Raw genomic sequence first — 18,781 nt, forward strand, 5'->3', positions numbered from 1 at the left:
TTGTATGAAGACAAATGAAGAAAACAGTTAAAGGTTAAATGAACAATGGCAAAACGTTCTGTTGTCGTGGATATGACTTCTTATGGCATTTACTCGACTTGGGATTCAAAATCTAAAGACCTACCAAAGATTCAGGAATTCACTTATCGAGTAGAAGCCGAAATCGATGTGGAGTTTGGGTATATCATCAACATCAAGAAAGCCAAAGGTGAAAAGATCCGATACTGCATCTATCACCCAAATATCACCACTGACAAAGGAGAAGTGCTCGAGCCATTCGACGGTGAAGAGTATGTCGGAAGCAATGACTGGGACTTTTATCTCGGCGATACGATTTGGGCGCCCATCGACAATAAGATTGGTAAATGGAGAATGACCGTCGAGCTTAAGGGAAGAGTGATAGCTGATAAGACCTTTGATTTAGTAGCGAAAGATGAAGGTCAATTTTGGAAAAGGCGAGGGTACTAAGCTATTGCCTTAGATTCGCAAAGCTCCATTCAAATAACAAAGCCAAGCCGCCACGCTTGGCTTTGTTGTTTCTGCTCGAACGAGCATCTCTTATCTAAATTAGGTGGCTTTACACTTCTTATTAACCTTTTGATTTTTATACCCTTGTTACCTCATTGATATAAAAGAGTCTCTTTCTTTCTATAAATAATAGAGAGTCTTGAAAGCAATATGGATACTACACCCTCACCAAAGTAGAGCGTTAAAGGTTCTATGTGCCTCTTTTTATGGGTGAAATATGATAACGATAGAAACCGCACTGTTTGGCCCCCTAACAATCAGTAGCAGTCAATTAATAGACCAATCTCGTACAAGCGTTAAGAAAGCGAAAAAGACAACCAAGAACATATTAACGGCAATAAATGTAGACGACGACCAGCCTATCACCATAGATGAGGCATTAAAGATACGTCATAAAACACACTTCACATGTGATGATTGTGGTCACAGGTTAAGAGCACATAAACGCTCCAAAACTGGGGCGAATGCACACTTCGAGCATCTGACAAAGAATCCACACTGTAATTATTGATAATATTCTCAAAGGCCTCGTTAGGGTCTGAAATCAAACCAAGAAAGGAAATTTAATGTTGTACATTCTTGTCTTAGCTATCGCTATAGCGATCGTGGTGTTTGTTGCTAATTCCAAGAATAGAAACAAAGCAGCCGAGCTAAAAGATTCATATCTAAAGAGATACACCGGTAATGAAGAGCTGTTTAGTCACAATGATTTTTTAAACATTATCTTCACTCAACTCTCTCAAGGTAATCGTGTATCTGTAAAAGATATTAATGAAGCATTCGATATCATGACTACAATGGAAGCTGATACCAAATAAGTAAACGATCCTATAGCGAAACCTCTATATTTTCATTGCCCTGTCAGTAGCTTACTTAGCACTGACAAGGTTTCTTGATTTTATTGTCAATATAACCCGCGAAAATAACTCCCCTAATCTAAACTTATTCTAATATCACGATCGCTCACTACCCATGATTGTCCAAAGGTGGAGGGCGAGGTCGTGTATTTTGTATGTGGGTCGGGGAGTTGAAAGTTCAGTTTATTCAAAAACGAGTGAGTAGAGGTACGGAAGATGAATAATAAAGTAGGATTGGTGGCTGCAGCTACGGCAGTGTTAGGACTTGCTGGTTGCGGTGGTGGATCGGACTCGTCAAGTTCAACGACGCCAGTAACGTTTAGCGTTTCTGACGCCCCTGTAGATGAAGTGCAAGATGTTGTGGTGACGTTTGATAAAGTCGCGTTATTACCTCAAAACGGGAGTGAGCCGTTAGTATACGACGTCTATCTAATGGACGATGAGGGTAACCCTATTGATGAGAATGGAGATCCTATCTTAGAAGGGGACGAGCCACTTCCGTTGAGTGTTAATTTGTTAGATTACCAAGGTAGTGACTCACTTGCTCTCATTTCCGGAGAAGTAGTGCCTGTGGGCAGTTACCAACTGTGTGTTTTCGCGCGTGACGGTGATCATGCAGAGTATCCTTCTTATGTTACTGAGCAAGATAGCACGGTACGAGAGCTTACCGTAAAAGGTGAAGGTGCCTGTCCGCAAGGTGTTGGAAAAGAGCCCAATACCGGTGTCTTGTTCTTCAATAATGCATTTAATGTTAACCAACAGACCAATGACTTCACAATTGAATTTGACCTGAGAAGAGGTCTGAAGAACACGTCTGCATATCCAAATTATACGATTCAACGTACCTCTATTTCTCTGATTAACAATGCAGAGACAGGTCACATTGAGGGCGAGGTATTGGCTGCGACGAATGATGCTTGTCAAAATGGTGAATCGGGAGTGCAAGCGGTGTATCTGTATGAGGGTGATGTAGCGCAAGACGACATGGCACCAGTGGGTGGAGGTGATGAAGTAAAACCAGTTACCACTGCGCTGGTACAAGATGTCGAAAACTCGTCTGATTTCTCATTCTCTTTAGGCTTCTTAGACCCTGGAATGTATACGCTAGGTTATACATGTAATGCTCAGCTCGATACCGGTGATGTGACATTGCCTGTGCCGGACGAGTTCAGTATCTACAGTGTTCAACCAGGAGTACTTGTGACGGCGGATGAAACCAGCAATGTGAGCTTCTAAACTGCTTCGATAGATAAACAAAAAGCCGACCTCGTTTCATAAGGTCGGCTTTTTCATGTCAGTTTAAGTCACAGGTTAAGCTTGAGTCGTGTATGCGATAACAAACTCGGTGATTGAAACCATATCTTTAACTGCGATGTACTCTTCAGTTGTGTGCACTTTCGCCATACCCGTTGATAGGTTAACGGTAGTTAAACCCTTCGCATTAAAGTTGTTTGCATCACTACCGCCACCGGTACCTTTGGTTGCAGCGGTAACGCCTAATTTTTCGAATGCTGATTTAATTGACAGGATGTGAGGGTGGTCATCAGCAATAACGAACGCGTCGTATGCACGAGTTGATTCAATTTCAACTTCTGCACCAAACTGTTTAGCGCTCTCTTCAAAAGTAGAGATCATGTGGTTAACTTGGTTAGTTAGCTTTTCACCATTGAGTGAACGCGCTTCAGCAACAACCGTTAGTTCTGGCATTACGATGTTAGTCGCTTGTCCGCCCTCAACGATACCAACGTTTGCTGTGGTTTCTTCATCGATACGTAGCAAGTTCATCTTAGTGATAGCGTCAGCCGCAACTTGAATTGCACTAATACCTTCTTCTGGCGCTAGACCTGCGTGGGCAGGGCGGCCTTTAATCTTAGCCACAATTTTTTGTTGGCCTGGTGCAGCGTTAACGATAGTACCGATAGGGCCGCCTGTATCCAGTACAATTGCGTTGTCTGATTGGATGAATGACATATCAAAGTTCAATGAACCAAACAGACCACCTTCTTCATAAACAGTGAATGCAATCTCAATAGTTTGGTGCTCGAGACTTTCGGCTTTGATGCAACGTACTGCTTCCATGATCGCAGCGATGCCTGATTTGTCGTCACCACCTAGAATGGTATTGCCTTTAGAACGAATGATACCGTCTTCAATGATTGGTTCAATGCCAATTCCCGGCGTTACGGTATCCATGTGGCAGCTAAATACGGTGCTGCCTTCTAGTGAACCCTCTAAGCGTGCGTAGATATTGAAGCCGTTTGAAACTTCTTCTGGTACAGGCAGTTTGTGAACGGTGAAGCCAAGTTCACCTAGCTGTTCTGCTAGTGCTTCAGCTATCGCTTTTTCATTACGTGATTCACTGTCAATTTTTACTAGATCGCAAAAGTGCTCAACTAGACGTTGCTCATTAACTTGGGTCATTTTTAACTCTCATTATGATGACCACTTTTTCTTCTGAAATAGTGGTCTGTAGGAACAGGAAATTCAATATAACGCCAACTAGGCGGTACATTGTCTGAGTTAAATCAAGAAAATGCTCTGAATCGTCCAGATTCCTAAAAAATCTGAGTAGTAATTTACAGCGGTTGTAGGAAAGGGTTTTGATATCACCAGTGTGAATCTATGATGCAATCACCTTGTTATTTGAGCACAGATGACAGTGACAAAATCATTACTGAACAAAGTTATTTGTCAACTGGTCTAGAGTTGCAAAGGGGGGAATGACAGCAAACCTTACTTGGAGGAAATAAAGTTTGCTGTCAGTACAGGTCAGAGCATAGTTTCTGAATGCCCCAGTATTAGTGACTAAGAAGACAGCTATACCTTTGAAGCTATTACTTAGCTATTCCTTGTAGTAGTTCAACGAGCTCAGTTTCAGTAGATGGCTCTCTGTCTAGTTCAAAGACGGCTGATGCACCACCTTTCAACATATAAGCACGAGTGCTGCAGTGGTCATAATGGAACCATTTTCCATCGACACACACATCGGTATAACATCTCGGGTCTTGTTTTAGTTCCATATTGTCTTCCTTAACATTTGTTTAACGAATTTCAGACTAGTTGATCACATACTTGGTAAATTTGATCTAAATCAATGGTTGAGCGCATTTCTGTGTGGAAATTGTACAGAGTGTGTCCTGTGTACTGTATTTAGCTTGATGGTTGAGTCACGAAGATGTGTAGAGCTTGGTAAAGCTGATGCTTTTTCTTGCCTATGACGACTTTTATACATACGCTAACGGTTCTGGTTCATAGTTAAGCAATGGCAAAATGACGAATATTTTTATTGTTGTAATTCTCTTGGTTGTATTTTTTTACTTCATACAAAAATATGTGGTTAAACATGATGATACAAAAGATCATGCTTACCAGAAGAAAGGGGCGTTACTGAACATGCAGCAAGCCGCCTTTTACAACGCACTGAAATCTGCAGTGGGTAATCACGGTGCTGTTTTTGCCAAAGTCAGTATGACGAGCGTGTTAGCACCGGCTAAGTCAAACTCTAAAAAGAACTGGTTTATTGCTAACAATAAAATCTCCCGTAGTTACTTTGACTTTGTTGTTTGCGATCCAAGAACGCTAGAACCGCGAGTCATTATTGAGCTTGATAATGGCAAGGAATTGAACAAAGGCAAGGTAGAACGCGAAAAGCTGCTCATTCATGTGTGTAAATCAGCGGGTTTACCTTTGATCGGAGCGTCAATTAAGCACAGCTATCAAGTGAGCCGTTTGAAGAGGTTACTTGCCGCACACATTGATTTGATTGAACCTTCTAAAGAAGTTCGTTTTTGTAAAAAGTGCGGTTCACCAATGATCATTAAGCTTGCGAGTCAAGGTGAACACAAAGGTCGTCGATTCTTCACATGTAGCCGCCAACCTAACTGCACCTACACTGAAAACTACAACGTTGTTTTCGAAAGTGATGAAGAATAGTCATTTTTAAAACAATTCAAATTGAATAGGGCAGGCACTTTTGCCTGCCTTACTGATTTCTCGTCAATTTCCTTTCTTAGATACCCATCTATTTATTACCTATCTTAAGTACACTCATATTTATTATGGTTTAGTTTCTAGTAATTATTAGCGTACCACGATTATTACTCTGCTTAGAAATGTTGCTTTTTACTAAAAATGTTGATTAGTTAACTCTTATGTCAAGAGAGTAATAATTACGATTGTGCTGCTTTTATTGATATATAAATCAGAAAGCTCGCCTGAGTGCCTATCTTTACTGATGTTTAGAGTCAATGATTACAAACAAACACTTTTGTAAGTCAATGTAAGGTCGAATAATCTTTAGTAAAATCGATTGATTGTGTGATTGTTTTTGTAAATAATATTTTTCAAACAAAATAATAATAAAAACGTCTAGTTGGAAATATATAACTAGGAGAAGTATGAAAAATTGCAACCACAAATCTGTTGTTCGCTTGCATCGAACTAGCATAGAAAAGTTACTGTTGATCAAACAAAAATACCGATGCACTATTTGTCATAAGATAATTAAAATCAGATAGTGACAATAGGGCTAACAAGGAAAATTATTACGTTAAATATACACGCCATAGAGTCAAAGCAATGATGCTCTGTTTATGGGAATTTTGGCTCAAATAGAGTGAGCCTTCTGCAACTCGCTCTATATAACAATAATAAAAACAACAACGTCTTGGCATTTGTAAGGGTAGTTATTTCTACCCTTTTTTTTAAGCAGTGTTTACAGGAGCATTTTTTTAAATAAAAAATCAGTAACAGTGGCTAGTGACATTAAGCCGTTATGTCATAGTCACATCAAGGTGAACGAAAATGACACGGTGATGAAAATTCATCTTAGACATAAACGTTCACAATTAATAATAAAATGAAATATCCCCTTGTAATAACAAATACAATAAATGAGAGATTTGGGTATGAGCACAACAACAGATGCCGAAACTTTATTTAAAGACAGCTACCTATTAGGTGCTATGAAGTTGATCTTTAATTATAAGAACAATGAGAACGACAGAAACTTCGAATCTATGTATCGTCTTGTACACAACCAGCAGTTGTTAACGATATCTAATGAGTGCGACAAGATTCGAAAGATTGGACAAACATTGGACAAGTACAAACCAACTTCTGAAATGGTTGCGGCTTTCTATATTATTAGTGAGGAGAGACCATCGGTATACTTTATGTTCATTGATAAACTAATAAATAGAAGATGGACACACGCGTCGGATCCAATTGTCCACCTAGATAGGTTGCTTTCTTCTATACCAAGCTCAGACAAACTGGGAAGGTTCAATCTTATCGTAGGGATCATTACTTTGTTTAACTACTACGACCGAGGACAAAAGATGCAGTCTTTGGTTCTTACATTGCCGAAAGAATATGCACTTCCAAAAATTAAAAATAGCATGGGTTAGTTTTGGATAGAGATAACTTGCTGATATTCATCGCGATCATATTTAGTTTGGTTGGTATCTATACAATAGAGGTTCTTTAGCGATAATAATTTTACAATCATCAGTTTCCATCGCACGCTAAATTAAAGCACTCCACAGTGAGTGCTTTGTTTCTATCTCTCCACCTTAATGTGACCTAACTCAATAAAACGAGCTAGGGTGAGTCTAAAAAAACGACGCTTTGTTGATATAAAGAGCAAACGGTTGATTTAAAGTAAATTTATACTTGCACCATTTTAGCAGTGTCGTTAATATCTTCCTCGTTCTTAAGGAATGGGTCCGTAGCTCAGTTGGTTAGAGTACTACCTTGACATGGTAGGGGTCGGCGATTCGAGTTCGCCCGGACCCACCATCCCTTAAGTTGTTTTTGTCAGAACAACAGGCTTTAGTCACACGAGACTTAATCAAGCAAAAGAACACAAAATTTGGGTCCGTAGCTCAGTTGGTTAGAGTACTACCTTGACATGGTAGGGGTCGGCGATTCGAGTTCGCCCGGACCCACCAAATTTTCATACTTAGGTATGGCAAAAAGCCCGCAGTTATGCGGGCTTTTTTGTATCTGAAAATCAGTCCTAAGCAAACTCTTTGGCTACATCAGAGAGAGTTTCTACGATGACATCAATGTGCTCTTTTTCGATGATCAGTGGTGGGGATAGGGCGATGGTATTACCCATACTACGAACCATAACGCCTTTGTCGTAGCAGCGTTTAAGGATATCAAAACCGATTGGTTTGCCGTGAGACGCTTCTGCGAACTGCACTGCACCGATTAATCCATAGTTACGGATATCGACAATGTTACCTGTTCCCTTCAGTGAATGAAGTCCTTGCTCGAAGTACTGCCCAATCTCGCCTTTTGCTCGGGTAAGTAATCCTTCTTTTTCATAGATATCCAGAGTCGCTAGTCCAGCAGCACAGGCAACAGGGTGCCCTGAGTAGGTATAACCATGGAAAAACTCAACCGTGCCTTCAGGTGCACTGTTTACCACGGTGTTGTAGATATGTTCGCTAGAGAAAACAGCACCTAGTGGTACAACACCACTGCTGATCCCTTTTGCTGAAGTAATCAGGTCGGGTACAACATCAAACTCTTCGGCGGCAAAGGCAGAGCCTAAGCGTCCCCAGCCAGTGATGACTTCATCAAAAATCAGTACCACATCATGACGCGTACAGATTTCACGTAATCGACGTAAATAACCTTTAGGTGGCAGGATGACACCGCCGGCGCCTGAGATAGGCTCAACAATAACCGCAGCAATAGAGTCAGCCCCATGAAACTGGATAAGACGTTCTAATTGTTCGGCTTTCTCTACGCCATTTTCCGGTAAGCCTTTACTAAACGCGTTGCGTTCGATGTTGAGCGTATGATCGAGGTGGTCGGTCGCAAGCAGTGGACCAAAACCCTTACGATTAGGTGTTAAACCACCTACGGATATTCCTCCAAAGTTAACCCCATGATAGCCGAGTTCACGACCAATCAGTTTATATTTACCTGTGTTACCTTTGGCTTGCTGATAAGCCAATGCTATTTTAAGTGCACTTTCAACGGCTTCGGATCCTGAATTGGTGAAGAAAACCTTGTTCAAACCCGGTGGTGTGTGCTTGATAAGACGTTCTGCAAACTCGAAACCGATATCATGCCCAAAATTGAACGGTGAACTGTAATCTAGCTCTGCGACCTGCTTTGCCATCGCTTCACCAATAGAGTTACGACCGTGGCCTGCATTCACACACCAAAGGCCAGCAGTCGCATCAAGCAGTTTGACGTGTCTATCAGAGTAGCAATACATACCCTCGGCGCGATTAATGATTCGAGGGTTGGCCTTGAAGTCGCGGTTTGCAGTGAACGGCATCCAGAATGCGTCGTAATTTACTTTTTTTTCCATGGTCGACATGCTCTGTGTTTGAAAATGTAGCGAGAATGTTATCCACGGCAAAACACCAATAAAATCACTCCGAATAAATATAAAGATTTATCGTCATCAAACTTTAGTCGTGTTGTTGATCGCGCAATGTGCCTTGTAAGAAGCTGACGAATGCCTTTGCGGCCGTTGAAAGGTAGTGACTCGATTTCCAACCAATCCCTAACTGTAATGGGATAGGGGGATCAAACGGAATGGCTTTCAGCTGCGGATCGTTAGCAACCAAAATTGGTAAGCAGGTACCAATGCCTATCTTCCGGCGGACCATAGATTTAAGCAGTTCAGGTAGGTTGGTCTCAAAGTGAATATTGGGCTGAACTTTGTTTTGTTGGCAGTAGGTATTGATCGTTTCACGCAAGAAATAGCCATTTTTAAACAGTACCAAGGGCTGCTGGCAAAACTCTTCTAAAGTGATGTGACTTCTCGCTGCGAACTCATGATTAGTGGGAACACAGGCCGCAATTTGATCTTGAGCCAACAGTGTATGGCGAATCTGCTCGTGTTCGCGGTCACCTCTTATCAGCGCTAGGTCGAGTTCGCCATTAACAAGCATTTGCGCCAATGTCGCTGTACCAGCTTCGTGGACATTAATTTGAATTCCGGGATACGACTTTTTAAATTGCTCCAACGCGTCTGGAAGGTAGTAAGAAGCAAGCATTGCCGGCGCACCGAAATTAATCGCTCCACTGGTTAATCCTTTCAACTCTTGTAGCTCTTTTTCAGCTTGTTCAACGTCTTCCAAGATGATTTTTGTGTGACGAAGCAGCACTTGCCCTTCGGCGGTCAGACTCATCTGTCGCTCGGTTCGATTAATCAGTTTGAGCTCCAATTGCTGTTCAAGCTTCTTGATACTGGTACTGAGCGCAGACTGTGCTATCCCAAGTTGATCGGCGGCTTTGGTAAAGTTTCCAGTCTTTGCCAACTGGCTGAAATAGTAGAGACGTTTCAAATCCATTTTCATTGCCATCTATTTTGTATATGAAAACTATATCTACCATATATTGTTAATATGATCTCGCTGTCGTTATAGTTTTGTTAACTCAAGGCATGGCTGATATCTAATGCTCAACATTGGTCAGTCATTCAACTTTTTAACAACAAATATTATGAAAAAGCCGCTCAGCGGCACAGTCAAAAGGAAGTGAAACAATGAATATCGCGACGGTTTTTAGTGAAAACGTACAAGAGAAAAGTGGATTTATCATCTCGCAGCACCCAGAAAACTCACGTCTACAAGTGGTCACATTAGCGAAAGCAACGCTGGATAAGTTTTCGGAGCTTACGCAAGATTACAATCTTCAATCATTAGAATATAAAGCTTTTCTTCGTTTCGCTGTGGCCGATGCTCTTGATAAGGCGTGTGACTACCAGCTTGGTAAGTTTCTCGTGGCAACTATGGAAGACAGAGAAACAGGCGCTTTTTTGCTAGAACCTGATGCAGAAGCGAAAGCGGCATTTGATGACAGTGACGAACAGCGTGATTTCTTTGTTATTTTGTCGACCGCAATATCTCATTTGATCGGGATTCCTAACTTCGATGCGATGTATGGTAAGTATTACGCGCGCTTCACCGTTAAAAATGATGACAATAGTGATAGTTACCTACGTCAGGCTCATCGACGTATGGAACTTCACAATGATGGGACTTACGTTCAAGAGCGCACAGACTTCGTATTGATGATGAAGATGGATGAAAAGAACATGCAGATGGGTGACTCGTTATTGTTGCACGTTGATGATTGGCAAGATTTAGAGCGTTTCTATCATCATCCAATGGCGAAGCAAGATATTGTGTGGGGTGCACCGCCAAGTAAGAATGTCGGTTATACAGTAGATCACCCTGTGTTCTTTGAAGAGGATAAAAATGGCAAGCCTCATATGTTGTTCATCGACCAGTTTGCACAGCCGCAAAACATGCAGCAAGGCCTTTACCTTCACCAAATGAGTGAGTCTCTAGAAAGCGATACTAACTGTTTTAATGTCCGTGTGAACGTCGGCAGTATGTTGGTGGTACAAAATCATTGCTGGCTGCATGGCCGCGATAAGTTTGTGGCAGATCCAGGCCTTAAGCGTGAGCTACTGCGTCAGCGTGGGCACTTTACTCGCTAGTTTTCGATCAATGATGATCAATAAGCGACTTGAACGACAGTAATGCGTTAAGTCGCTTAACTATAATAAAAATAGAGAAAGTAAATAAAAAACGAAAAGAGTGAAGGAGCACCAGTCTTGGAAAAAGTGTATGACTACGTCGTAGTCGGCGGTGGCATAGTAGGGGTATCGACGGCTTGGCAATTACAAAGCCGCTTCCCAGATAAATCGATTTTGTTGATAGAAAAAGAATCCGGCTTTTCGCATCATCAAACGGGCCATAACAGCGGTGTTATTCATGCTGGCGTTTATTACGCGCCGGGTAGCTTGAAAGCGGAATTTTGCAAAGCGGGTGTGGAAGCAACGACGACGTTTTGTGCAAAACACGACATCCCTGTTGAAAACTGTGGCAAATTGCTGGTCGCAACGTCTCAACAAGAAGTTGAGCGCATGCACGCGTTATATTTGCGTTGCCACGAAAATGGTTTGGATGTTGAGCTAATTGATGAACAGGAATTAAAGCGTCGTGAGCCTAACATTGTGGGCTTAGGTGCCATTGCGGTGTCAACGACGAGCATTGTTAATTATCGCCTTGTGACCGAGAAAATGGCTGAAGAGTTTGTCTCTGCTGGTGGTACTGTGTCATTAAACACCGAAGTGACGGGATTGAATGAATCACCAGAGCGCATTGTCGTAACGGCTAATATCAATCAACAAGCGACATCTTATGCAGGCAATTTTTTGGTGGTTTGCTCAGGCCTAATGGCGGATCGTTTAACACGTATGATGGGCATTGAAACTGATTTCCAAATCGTTCCTTATCGCGGGGAATACTATCGATTACCAGAAAAATACAACGATATTGTGAATCATCTTATCTACCCAATTCCAGATCCAGACCTACCGTTCTTAGGTGTGCATTTGACTCGAATGATTGATGGTTCAGTCACTGTTGGGCCAAATGCCGTGCAAGGATGGAAAAGAGAAGGGTATGGGAAGATCAATTTTAGCGTTCGCGACGTGATGGATATGGTGCGTTTCCCGGGTTTTTGGAAGGTTACCGCGAAGCACCTAAAGACGGGGTTAATTGAAACCAAGAACTCGTGGTGGAAGCCTGGTTACTTAAAGCTAGTAAACAAATATTGCCCTCAAATCAAAGTGGAAGATCTGGAACCATATCCTGCCGGTATTCGAGCTCAAGCGGTACTTAAAGACGGTACATTGGTGCATGACTTTTTATTTGCTGAAAGCGAGCGAAGCCTCCATGTCTGTAATGCGCCATCTCCTGCAGCAACATCTGCAATACCGATTGGCGGTTATATTTGTGACAAGATCATTGAAAAGCAGCAATTAGAGATAAGTTCAGATTCACTAGCACAACAAGATAATAAAACAGCGTCAGAAGTGGCTTAAATCGAACATAGAGTTTAACTCGTCATGTTCGTATCAATAAAAATGCCTGGGCAGCAACGCTCAGGCATTTTCATTTTTCGCTATTTTTCGTGTTCGATTATATAGCTAACTCAGTAGCCTGCTTACGATAATAGTCGCGCATTGTTTTGGTAAAAAGTGAGCGTACTTTATTGAGCCCGGACGTTTTCTTGGTGATCGCCATGATTTCCAAGTTGTAATAACGGCGGTCGGGGGCGATAGCAACAAGCTCACCAGATTCGACATAAGGTTGAGCATATTGTTCAGGTAAATAGCCGATAAAGCGAGAAGACAATAGTAGCGCCATACGAGATTCGTAGTTATAGGCTGTGGCTTTTAGATTCATATTGGCCAAGTGCCCATTAATGCGCTCTTGGGTTTTGATTCCAGCATAGACCACAGGAAAGCCGTCGATCACTTCATCAGTCAGTTCATGATCATCGAGTTGCGCCAACGGGTTGTTATTGCTGGCATACAGATAACAAATATCCGTGTAGATATGTTCATACTCTAATCCATCAAGTGCTCTGTGGTAGGGGATAAAGCCGATGTCTGCTTCTTCCTGCATCACCATTCTTTCGATCTCGGTCATTCTTGCGACTTCAGCAGTTAGATAAACCTCTTGCGCCAGCTTTGAAAACTTACGAATGACAGTAGGAATGCTAGCGCGTTTATCCAGGCTGATTGTGTCGCTAAACAGCACCGTCAAACTTCCGGATAGCTGAATATCTAAATGATTGATTGTGTTTCGAAAGTCTTCTAGTTCTCCCAGTAACTTAACCGTTGCTTCATAGACAACAACACCTTCTTCCGTTAGTGCGAACCCTGCGCGGCCACGTCTACACAGAATGAGGTTGAGTCGAGATTCTAAGTTAGAGATATGAATACTGATCGTTGAACGACTAATGTTGAGTTCTGTTTCGGCGGCAGAAAAGCCACCGCAATCGGCGACGACCTTAAATATCTTTAACTGCTTTATTTCGTAGTCACCAATTTGACCGACAGGCGAAGGATTCTTTGTCATTGTTTTAGGCTCATAAAACTTCATGTTTAAAGGGGAACATTTATTCCGATTAAGCATTTGTTATTATTTTGTTATGTAAGTGGCTGATTATGCGTCAAACAAATTCAAGATTCTTTGAAGTTGTAGGAATTTATAAAATTAGGGACTGAAGTGATGAAACAATTAGATTTAGTAGTATCCCAATGCCTCATTAATGGCGAATGGGTAGAGTCGATTGATGGCAAACAATTTGAGGTTGTGAACCCAGCGACAGGTGAAGTGATAACGCACGTGCCGGATATGGGGCAGCAAGAAGCGACAACAGCAGTGTTAGCCGCTCATGATGCATTCTTAGAGTGGAAAAAAACAACCGCAAAGCATCGAGCGGGATTGTTGAGAAAATGGTTTGACCTCATTGTTGAGAACGCAGATTCACTCGCTAAATTACTTACATCAGAGCAAGGTAAACCGTATAAAGAAGCCTACGGTGAAGTAATGTATGGAGCCTCATTTCTTGAGTGGTTTGGTGAGGAAGCTAAGCGAGTCTATGGCGATATTATTCCATCTGCGAACCCTAATACACGCTACATGACGATTAAGCAGCCTATCGGTGTGGTGACGGCAGTGACACCTTGGAACTTTCCAATCGCGATGATCGCTCGCAAAGTTGGGCCAGCGTTGGCCGCAGGCTGTACTGTTGTGGTTAAGCCGGGAGAAGATACCCCGTTGTGTACGCTGGCGATGGCGAAACTCGCCGAACAGGCCGGCATTCCTAAAGGTGTGCTGAATATTGTAACTACGTCCACACCTGCAAGTGTTGGCGAGGTACTTTGTCAGCATCCTTTGGTTCGAAAAATCTCATTCACTGGCTCAACGCCCGTTGGTAAACATATACTTCGCCAAGCTGCAGATACGGTCAAAAAAGTCTCCCTTGAGCTGGGTGGCAACGCACCATTTATTGTGTTTGAAGATGCGGACATTGAAAAAGCAGTGCAAGGTGCGTTGATTTCGAAATATCGAAATGCTGGCCAAACCTGCGTATGTACTAACCGTTTGTATATTCATGATTCGGTCTATGAGCAATTTGTTGAGCTTTATACTCAAGCCGTGCGTGGCTTGGTGATTGGAGATGGCCTCTCTGATGGTACCGATATTGGCCCTCTGATTAATCAAAAAGCGGTTGATAAGGTGCATGGTTTAGTCGAGCAAGCGATTGAACAGGGGGCAACTCTTGTATTAGGGGGAAGCGTATCTAAGGTGGGTGATCAGTTCTATCAACCTACTATTCTGACCAACGTCACTGAAAAGATGGACATCGCACATCAAGAGTTGTTTGGTCCAGTCTCGACCATTTTCCGTTTTAGTGATGAAGAGGAAGTTATCCAGCGAGCAAACGACACACCTTATGGCTTAGCCGCTTATTTCTATACACAGAATCAAAGTCGAGTATGGCGCGTTAGTGAAGCGCTTGAGTACGGAATTGTGGGGACTAATGAGGGGATCATATCGACAGAAGTCGCTCCATTTGGCGGTGTTAAGGAGTCAGGGAGTGGGCGTGAAGGCTCAAAGTATGGCATTGATGACTACTTGGAGATCAAATATCTATGTCAGGGCATCTAGTCGTCAGTTTATGACCTCCCAGCGTTTTGTTTGAAACATGCCTTTCATCTTATTGCAGTAACGAGAAACTTAATTCGATACCTCGCATGAAGCAGCACTCGATGTGCTGCTTTTTTTCGTTCTGCATCCCGGAAATTGTTGAATGACGAGCCCCCGTTTTTGCATAGTCAGTTATCAAAACTGCAAAGGTTTGAGATTTATAAAACTTTAGGTGGATAAATATGAATTTAATGAATGTAAACAAATTGTAATCATTGTTCACAAGGTGACAACGAGGAACTGAAGCGTCACCCAGCACTGTTTTGGAATAACTAGAACAGCGAGATCATATCAAGGAGATTATTCATGTTTAAAACCTTAGGCAAACTACGCAAAAGAAGTGTAACTAAACTCGTTGCTGGATATGCATTGGCTATTTCTAGCACATTTTTTACTGCGTCTCAGGCCTTTGCGGCAGAGCATAACTGGCGATTTGTGAACCTATACTCTCGCGGTACCGCTTATGGTGAAGTGTATAAGAGCTTTGCTGAGAACATTGAAACCATGTCTAACGGGCGTATTGCCGTTCAAGTGATGTATGCCGGTGAAGGCGTTGGTCAGACTGGCGTTTTGGGTTCGGTTAAATCTGGTTTAATGACAATGGGCGCACCTTTCCAACCGATGCATGCGGGAGAGTTCCCTGCAGGCGTTGTTGAAGTGGGTTTGCCAGGTATGACTGATGATGTCGGTGAGCTGAGTGCGCTATTCCACGAGAAAGGTTGGGGTGAAGTACTTGAAGAAGCTTACGACAAGCAGAACTTGGTATGGCTGGAACCGTACATTCAGCTACCGGTTTATGTGCTGACCAAAGAGCCAATTAACTCTGTGGAAGATTTTAAAGGCCTTAAGATTCGCGCGCCAGGTGCCTACGGAAAGTTCTTGCGTAATCTAGGTGCTTCACCGGCTTCACTGTCTTGGAGTGAAATTTACACCAGTCTGGCTACAGGTGTTATCGATGGGTCAATAGGCAGTAACTTGATTGACCATAGAGACGGAAACCACGTCGAAGTGGCTAAGTACATGTACCGCTTGCCAATCGCTGGTGCTCAGGCCCTTCCTATTGTTGTGAACAAAAGCGCGTGGAACAAGCTACCTGAAGATCTTCAAGCCATTGTTCGTGCAGCAAGCTCAGTTCACGCTCGTGAGCAGATGACAAAATCCCGCTTATGGGAGTCTCAAGCAATTGCTGATATGGAGTCAAAAGGCATGAAGTGGAGCCCAGAACCGAGTGTTGAAGATATCGCTAAATGGAATGGTGCTGCTGGCTCTTTATGGAGCGAATATGCTGACGCTGACAAATACAGCCAACGCCTAATCAAAATTGTACAAAACAACGAATAAAAATTTGGCTTATCACTGATTTCAAATCATAGGGTAGATGTCGAATTATCAGTGAAATTGCCAATCTAGGGGGCTTGCCCCCTTTTCCTATTTGCTGCTAGGGATGAAGGTTATGTTTACTAAGGTGTTAACTGCCTATTGTTTGGGCATTAATCGGGTTGTGTATTGGGTTGGCGTGTCTGCATCGGTGTTGATGCCAATCCTTGCAGCCACTGTCGCCTTTGAGGTGTTTTCTCGATATGTATTAGGTGAGCCCACTATATGGGCATACGACGTATCACTGTTTTTATTTGGCTACATTGCCGCCCTAGGTGGTGCATTAGCGCAACAGAACAAAGCGCATATTAATGTAGATGTTCTGTACCTGTCAGTCTCTACAAGAGTTCGTTCACTGTTCAATCTGTTTTCCTACTCGTTGGCGATTTTCTTTCTTTGTGTCGTGATGATGATGGCATTTGGCAAGTTTGAAGAGGCGGTGGAGTTTAACTACCGACGCCAGTCTGAATGGGCACCTTCAATGGCACATTTTTGGGTGATGATGATGTGTGCGAGCGCGGTGTTCATTGCCCAATTTACTAGCGACATGGTGCAAGACATCTATTTCGTTATTACAGGCAAAGACCTGATTGCACGAGAAGTAGAAAGTATCGAACAGCCACAAGAATTAATTGAACAGGCGGGGGATGCATGAGTATTGAGGTATTAACGCTGCTTCTTATCGGCTGTATTTTGTTTGGTTTTGCATTAGGTGCGCCGGTTGGCCTTGCACTTGGTGGCATCGCAATGGGAATGGGTTATCTAACGTGGGGAGAGGGCATATTTAACTTAGTGCCAACCACGATAGAGAGTAACTTCTTTAGCTTTATTTTGTTGGCTATCCCGCTCTATATCTATATGGGACAACTTCTTACACGCTCCGGTATCGGGGATGCGATGTTCAACGCGAGTCAGATGGTGATCGGACGTATCCGTGGATCATTGGCGATCAGCGTAATCGGAGTCTGTTCCATGATTGGTGCCATGGTGGGCATCATCGGGGCAGGGATCATGACATCGGGAAGCATCGCACTCAAACCGATGTTAGAGCGTGGTTATGATAAACGTCTCGCCCTAGGTGTGATCATGGCAGGTGGCGGATTGGGAATCCTAATACCACCGAGTATCCCGATGATCATGTACGCGGCCACGACCCAAAACTCCGTGGGGCGTATGTTCTTAGCTGCGATCATTCCGGCTTTGATTTCCATAACCTTGCTAATCGCTTATGTGGTTATCAGCTGTAAGTTCAACCCGAAGAAAGCACCTTTAGGTACGGGCGCTGAAAGCTCAATGACGGGCAAAGAGAAGATAAGAACCGCTCGTGACGGCATGTTCTCGCTGTTACTCATTGTGGCTGTGTTGGGCAGTATTATTACAGGTATCGCGACTCCGACGGAGTCTGGGGCTATTGGTGTTGTTGGTGCGATTCTTCTGGCTATTGTTTTTAAGCGCTTTCGCTTTGAAATGTTCAAATCTTCTGGCTTTGAAACAGCGATGTTGGTCAGCGTATCGATGTGGATCATTTTAGGCGCTTCTCTGTTTAGCAACTTCCACATGCTGAGTGGCGTGCAAAACATGGTCGCTCAAATTACGCAAGATCTCGGTTTGCCCCCATTAGGCGTGATTATCCTTCTGCAAGTCATCATGTTGTTGCTCGGTTTTATCATCGACGAACTGATCATCGTATTGATGTGCGCACCGCTGTTCACGCCAATAGTGGTATCACTTGGTTATGATCCTATCTGGTTTGGAATTTTGATGATTCTAAACATCGAGATAGCGGTGCAGACACCCCCTTATGGCTTTGCGTTGTTTTATTTGAAAGGTATCGCACCGCCGGGTGTCAGTATGATGGATATCTATCGCTCCATTTTACCGTTCATTTTGCTGAAGTTGTGCGTCTTAATTGCCTGTATGTTGTTTCCTGAAATGGTGATGTGGCTACCTAACAAGGTTATGGGGGCAAACTGATATGAGTCTGAATAGAATTTTAATGCCTGTTGATCTTGCCTATCCAGAAGTGGTCAAAAGGGAAGTCGAAATGGCACTCAAACTGATCTCAGAAAACGGTGTGATTGATATGCTTTATGTGGATGACGCGCGAGTGCACCATAGTATGGTTCCGACGGTAAGCGGGGCGACATTTTCGGATAAACACCTAAGCGTTTTTGACAGTGTACAAACAATGTTGGAAGAGTTGGTGCCAAGGCCGCATCGTGGTAAAAGCATAATACGTAATGGGATTGTCTTTGACGAAGTGGTTATTCAAGCGAAGCAGTCGAATGCCGACGCGATTGTGATGGCATCTGCCAAACCAAAGTTTCGCTCGTATCTACTGGGCTCTAATGCAGCGAAGGTTGTTCGCCACGCACATTGCTCGGTGTTTGTCGTGCGCTGATTGAGTGTAACGGTGCCATAAAATAACGCCTGCTATCTTTGACTTTTCAAGACCAAGATAGCAGGCGT

17 protein-coding genes and 2 tRNA genes are annotated in these 18,781 nt (G+C 43.0%); 14 read left to right on the forward strand and 5 right to left on the reverse strand.

What is annotated here, in order from left to right; translation table 11 throughout:
- Nucleotides 1-45: 45 nt before the first annotated feature.
- The 3 genes from VFDL14_RS21610 to VFDL14_RS21595 all read left to right on the forward strand — a co-directional run bounded on the left by VFDL14_RS21610 (nucleotide 46) and on the right by VFDL14_RS21595 (nucleotide 2,621).
- Complete coding sequence (locus tag VFDL14_RS21610) at nucleotides 46-468, forward strand: DUF3859 domain-containing protein (RefSeq protein ID WP_032548886.1); 423 nt, start codon at nucleotides 46-48, stop codon at nucleotides 466-468.
- Between the two features lie 626 nt (nucleotides 469-1,094).
- Complete coding sequence (locus VFDL14_RS21600; protein WP_032548889.1) at nucleotides 1,095-1,346, forward strand: hypothetical protein; 252 nt, start codon at nucleotides 1,095-1,097, stop codon at nucleotides 1,344-1,346.
- A 255-nt stretch (nucleotides 1,347-1,601) separates the two neighbouring features.
- The gene (locus VFDL14_RS21595) at nucleotides 1,602-2,621 is read left to right on the forward strand and encodes a DUF4382 domain-containing protein (protein ID WP_032548890.1); all 1,020 of its coding nucleotides are present in this window, start codon (nucleotides 1,602-1,604) and stop codon (nucleotides 2,619-2,621) included.
- A gap of 75 nt (nucleotides 2,622-2,696) precedes the next feature.
- Here the strand turns inward: VFDL14_RS21595 and VFDL14_RS21590 are convergent, their stop codons facing one another.
- Both VFDL14_RS21590 and VFDL14_RS21585 read right to left on the reverse strand, forming a co-directional pair.
- Nucleotides 2,697-3,806, reverse strand: a complete 1,110-nt coding sequence (locus VFDL14_RS21590) for a M20/M25/M40 family metallo-hydrolase (RefSeq protein WP_032548892.1) — start codon at nucleotides 3,804-3,806, stop codon at nucleotides 2,697-2,699.
- 413 nt (nucleotides 3,807-4,219) lie between these two features.
- Nucleotides 4,220-4,405 carry a hypothetical protein gene (locus VFDL14_RS21585; RefSeq protein WP_032548893.1) on the reverse strand — a complete coding sequence of 62 codons (186 nt, stop codon included), beginning with the start codon at nucleotides 4,403-4,405 and terminating at the stop codon, nucleotides 4,220-4,222.
- Between the two features lie 250 nt (nucleotides 4,406-4,655).
- Between VFDL14_RS21585 and VFDL14_RS21580 the strand changes: the two genes are divergently transcribed.
- The 4 genes from VFDL14_RS21580 (at nucleotide 4,656) to VFDL14_RS21565 (ending at nucleotide 7,336) form a co-directional block, all read left to right on the forward strand.
- Nucleotides 4,656-5,318, forward strand: coding sequence for a DUF2726 domain-containing protein (locus tag VFDL14_RS21580; protein ID WP_032548894.1), 663 nt, complete (start codon nucleotides 4,656-4,658; stop codon nucleotides 5,316-5,318).
- A 974-nt stretch (nucleotides 5,319-6,292) separates the two neighbouring features.
- A complete protein-coding gene (locus tag VFDL14_RS21575) occupies nucleotides 6,293-6,793 on the forward strand; it encodes a hypothetical protein (RefSeq protein WP_032548895.1) in 501 nt (166 codons plus the stop codon).
- 314 nt (nucleotides 6,794-7,107) lie between these two features.
- Nucleotides 7,108-7,184, forward strand: a tRNA-Val gene (locus tag VFDL14_RS21570).
- A 75-nt stretch (nucleotides 7,185-7,259) separates the two neighbouring features.
- A tRNA-Val gene (locus VFDL14_RS21565) sits at nucleotides 7,260-7,336 on the forward strand.
- A 68-nt stretch (nucleotides 7,337-7,404) separates the two neighbouring features.
- Here the strand turns inward: VFDL14_RS21565 and VFDL14_RS21560 are convergent.
- Complete coding sequence (locus tag VFDL14_RS21560; RefSeq protein WP_032548896.1) at nucleotides 7,405-8,718, reverse strand: aspartate aminotransferase family protein; 1,314 nt, start codon at nucleotides 8,716-8,718, stop codon at nucleotides 7,405-7,407.
- A gap of 103 nt (nucleotides 8,719-8,821) precedes the next feature.
- Nucleotides 8,822-9,709, reverse strand: a complete 888-nt coding sequence (locus tag VFDL14_RS21555; protein WP_032548897.1) for a LysR family transcriptional regulator — start codon at nucleotides 9,707-9,709, stop codon at nucleotides 8,822-8,824.
- Nucleotides 9,710-9,903: 194 nt separating this feature from the next.
- On the opposite strand from VFDL14_RS21555, the gene glaH reads away from it, so the two are divergent.
- Nucleotides 9,904-10,863, forward strand: coding sequence for a glutarate dioxygenase GlaH (glaH, locus tag VFDL14_RS21550; protein WP_032548898.1), 960 nt, complete (start codon nucleotides 9,904-9,906; stop codon nucleotides 10,861-10,863).
- Between the two features lie 117 nt (nucleotides 10,864-10,980).
- Nucleotides 10,981-12,255 carry an L-2-hydroxyglutarate oxidase gene (lhgO, locus tag VFDL14_RS21545; RefSeq protein WP_032548899.1) on the forward strand — a complete coding sequence of 425 codons (1,275 nt, stop codon included), beginning with the start codon at nucleotides 10,981-10,983 and terminating at the stop codon, nucleotides 12,253-12,255.
- Nucleotides 12,256-12,352: 97 nt separating this feature from the next.
- On the opposite strand, the gene VFDL14_RS21540 is transcribed toward lhgO, so the two are convergent.
- A complete protein-coding gene (locus tag VFDL14_RS21540) occupies nucleotides 12,353-13,297 on the reverse strand; it encodes a LysR family transcriptional regulator (protein WP_032548901.1) in 945 nt (314 codons plus the stop codon).
- 153 nt (nucleotides 13,298-13,450) lie between these two features.
- Here VFDL14_RS21540 and VFDL14_RS21535 point away from each other — a divergent pair, with 153 nt between their 5' ends.
- The 5 genes from VFDL14_RS21535 to VFDL14_RS21515 all read left to right on the forward strand — a co-directional run bounded on the left by VFDL14_RS21535 (nucleotide 13,451) and on the right by VFDL14_RS21515 (nucleotide 18,713).
- On the forward strand, nucleotides 13,451-14,896 hold the full coding sequence (locus tag VFDL14_RS21535; protein WP_032548902.1) for an NAD-dependent succinate-semialdehyde dehydrogenase: 1,446 nt from the start codon (nucleotides 13,451-13,453) through the stop codon (nucleotides 14,894-14,896).
- A gap of 345 nt (nucleotides 14,897-15,241) precedes the next feature.
- Nucleotides 15,242-16,276, forward strand: coding sequence for a TRAP transporter substrate-binding protein (locus VFDL14_RS21530; RefSeq protein ID WP_032548903.1), 1,035 nt, complete (start codon nucleotides 15,242-15,244; stop codon nucleotides 16,274-16,276).
- 112 nt (nucleotides 16,277-16,388) lie between these two features.
- A complete protein-coding gene (locus VFDL14_RS21525) occupies nucleotides 16,389-16,967 on the forward strand; it encodes a TRAP transporter small permease subunit (protein ID WP_032548904.1) in 579 nt (192 codons plus the stop codon).
- The gene (locus tag VFDL14_RS21520; RefSeq protein WP_032548905.1) at nucleotides 16,964-18,286 is read left to right on the forward strand and encodes a TRAP transporter large permease; all 1,323 of its coding nucleotides are present in this window, start codon (nucleotides 16,964-16,966) and stop codon (nucleotides 18,284-18,286) included. The genes VFDL14_RS21525 and VFDL14_RS21520 overlap by 4 nt, the downstream gene beginning before the upstream one ends.
- A gap of 1 nt (nucleotide 18,287) precedes the next feature.
- Nucleotides 18,288-18,713: a universal stress protein gene (locus tag VFDL14_RS21515; RefSeq protein ID WP_032548907.1), complete on the forward strand. Its 426-nt coding sequence runs from the start codon at nucleotides 18,288-18,290 to the stop codon at nucleotides 18,711-18,713.
- Nucleotides 18,714-18,781: the final 68 nt, after the last annotated feature.

This window comes from Vibrio fortis, from assembly GCF_000695685.1.
GTDB lineage: Bacteria > Pseudomonadota > Gammaproteobacteria > Enterobacterales > Vibrionaceae > Vibrio > Vibrio fortis_A.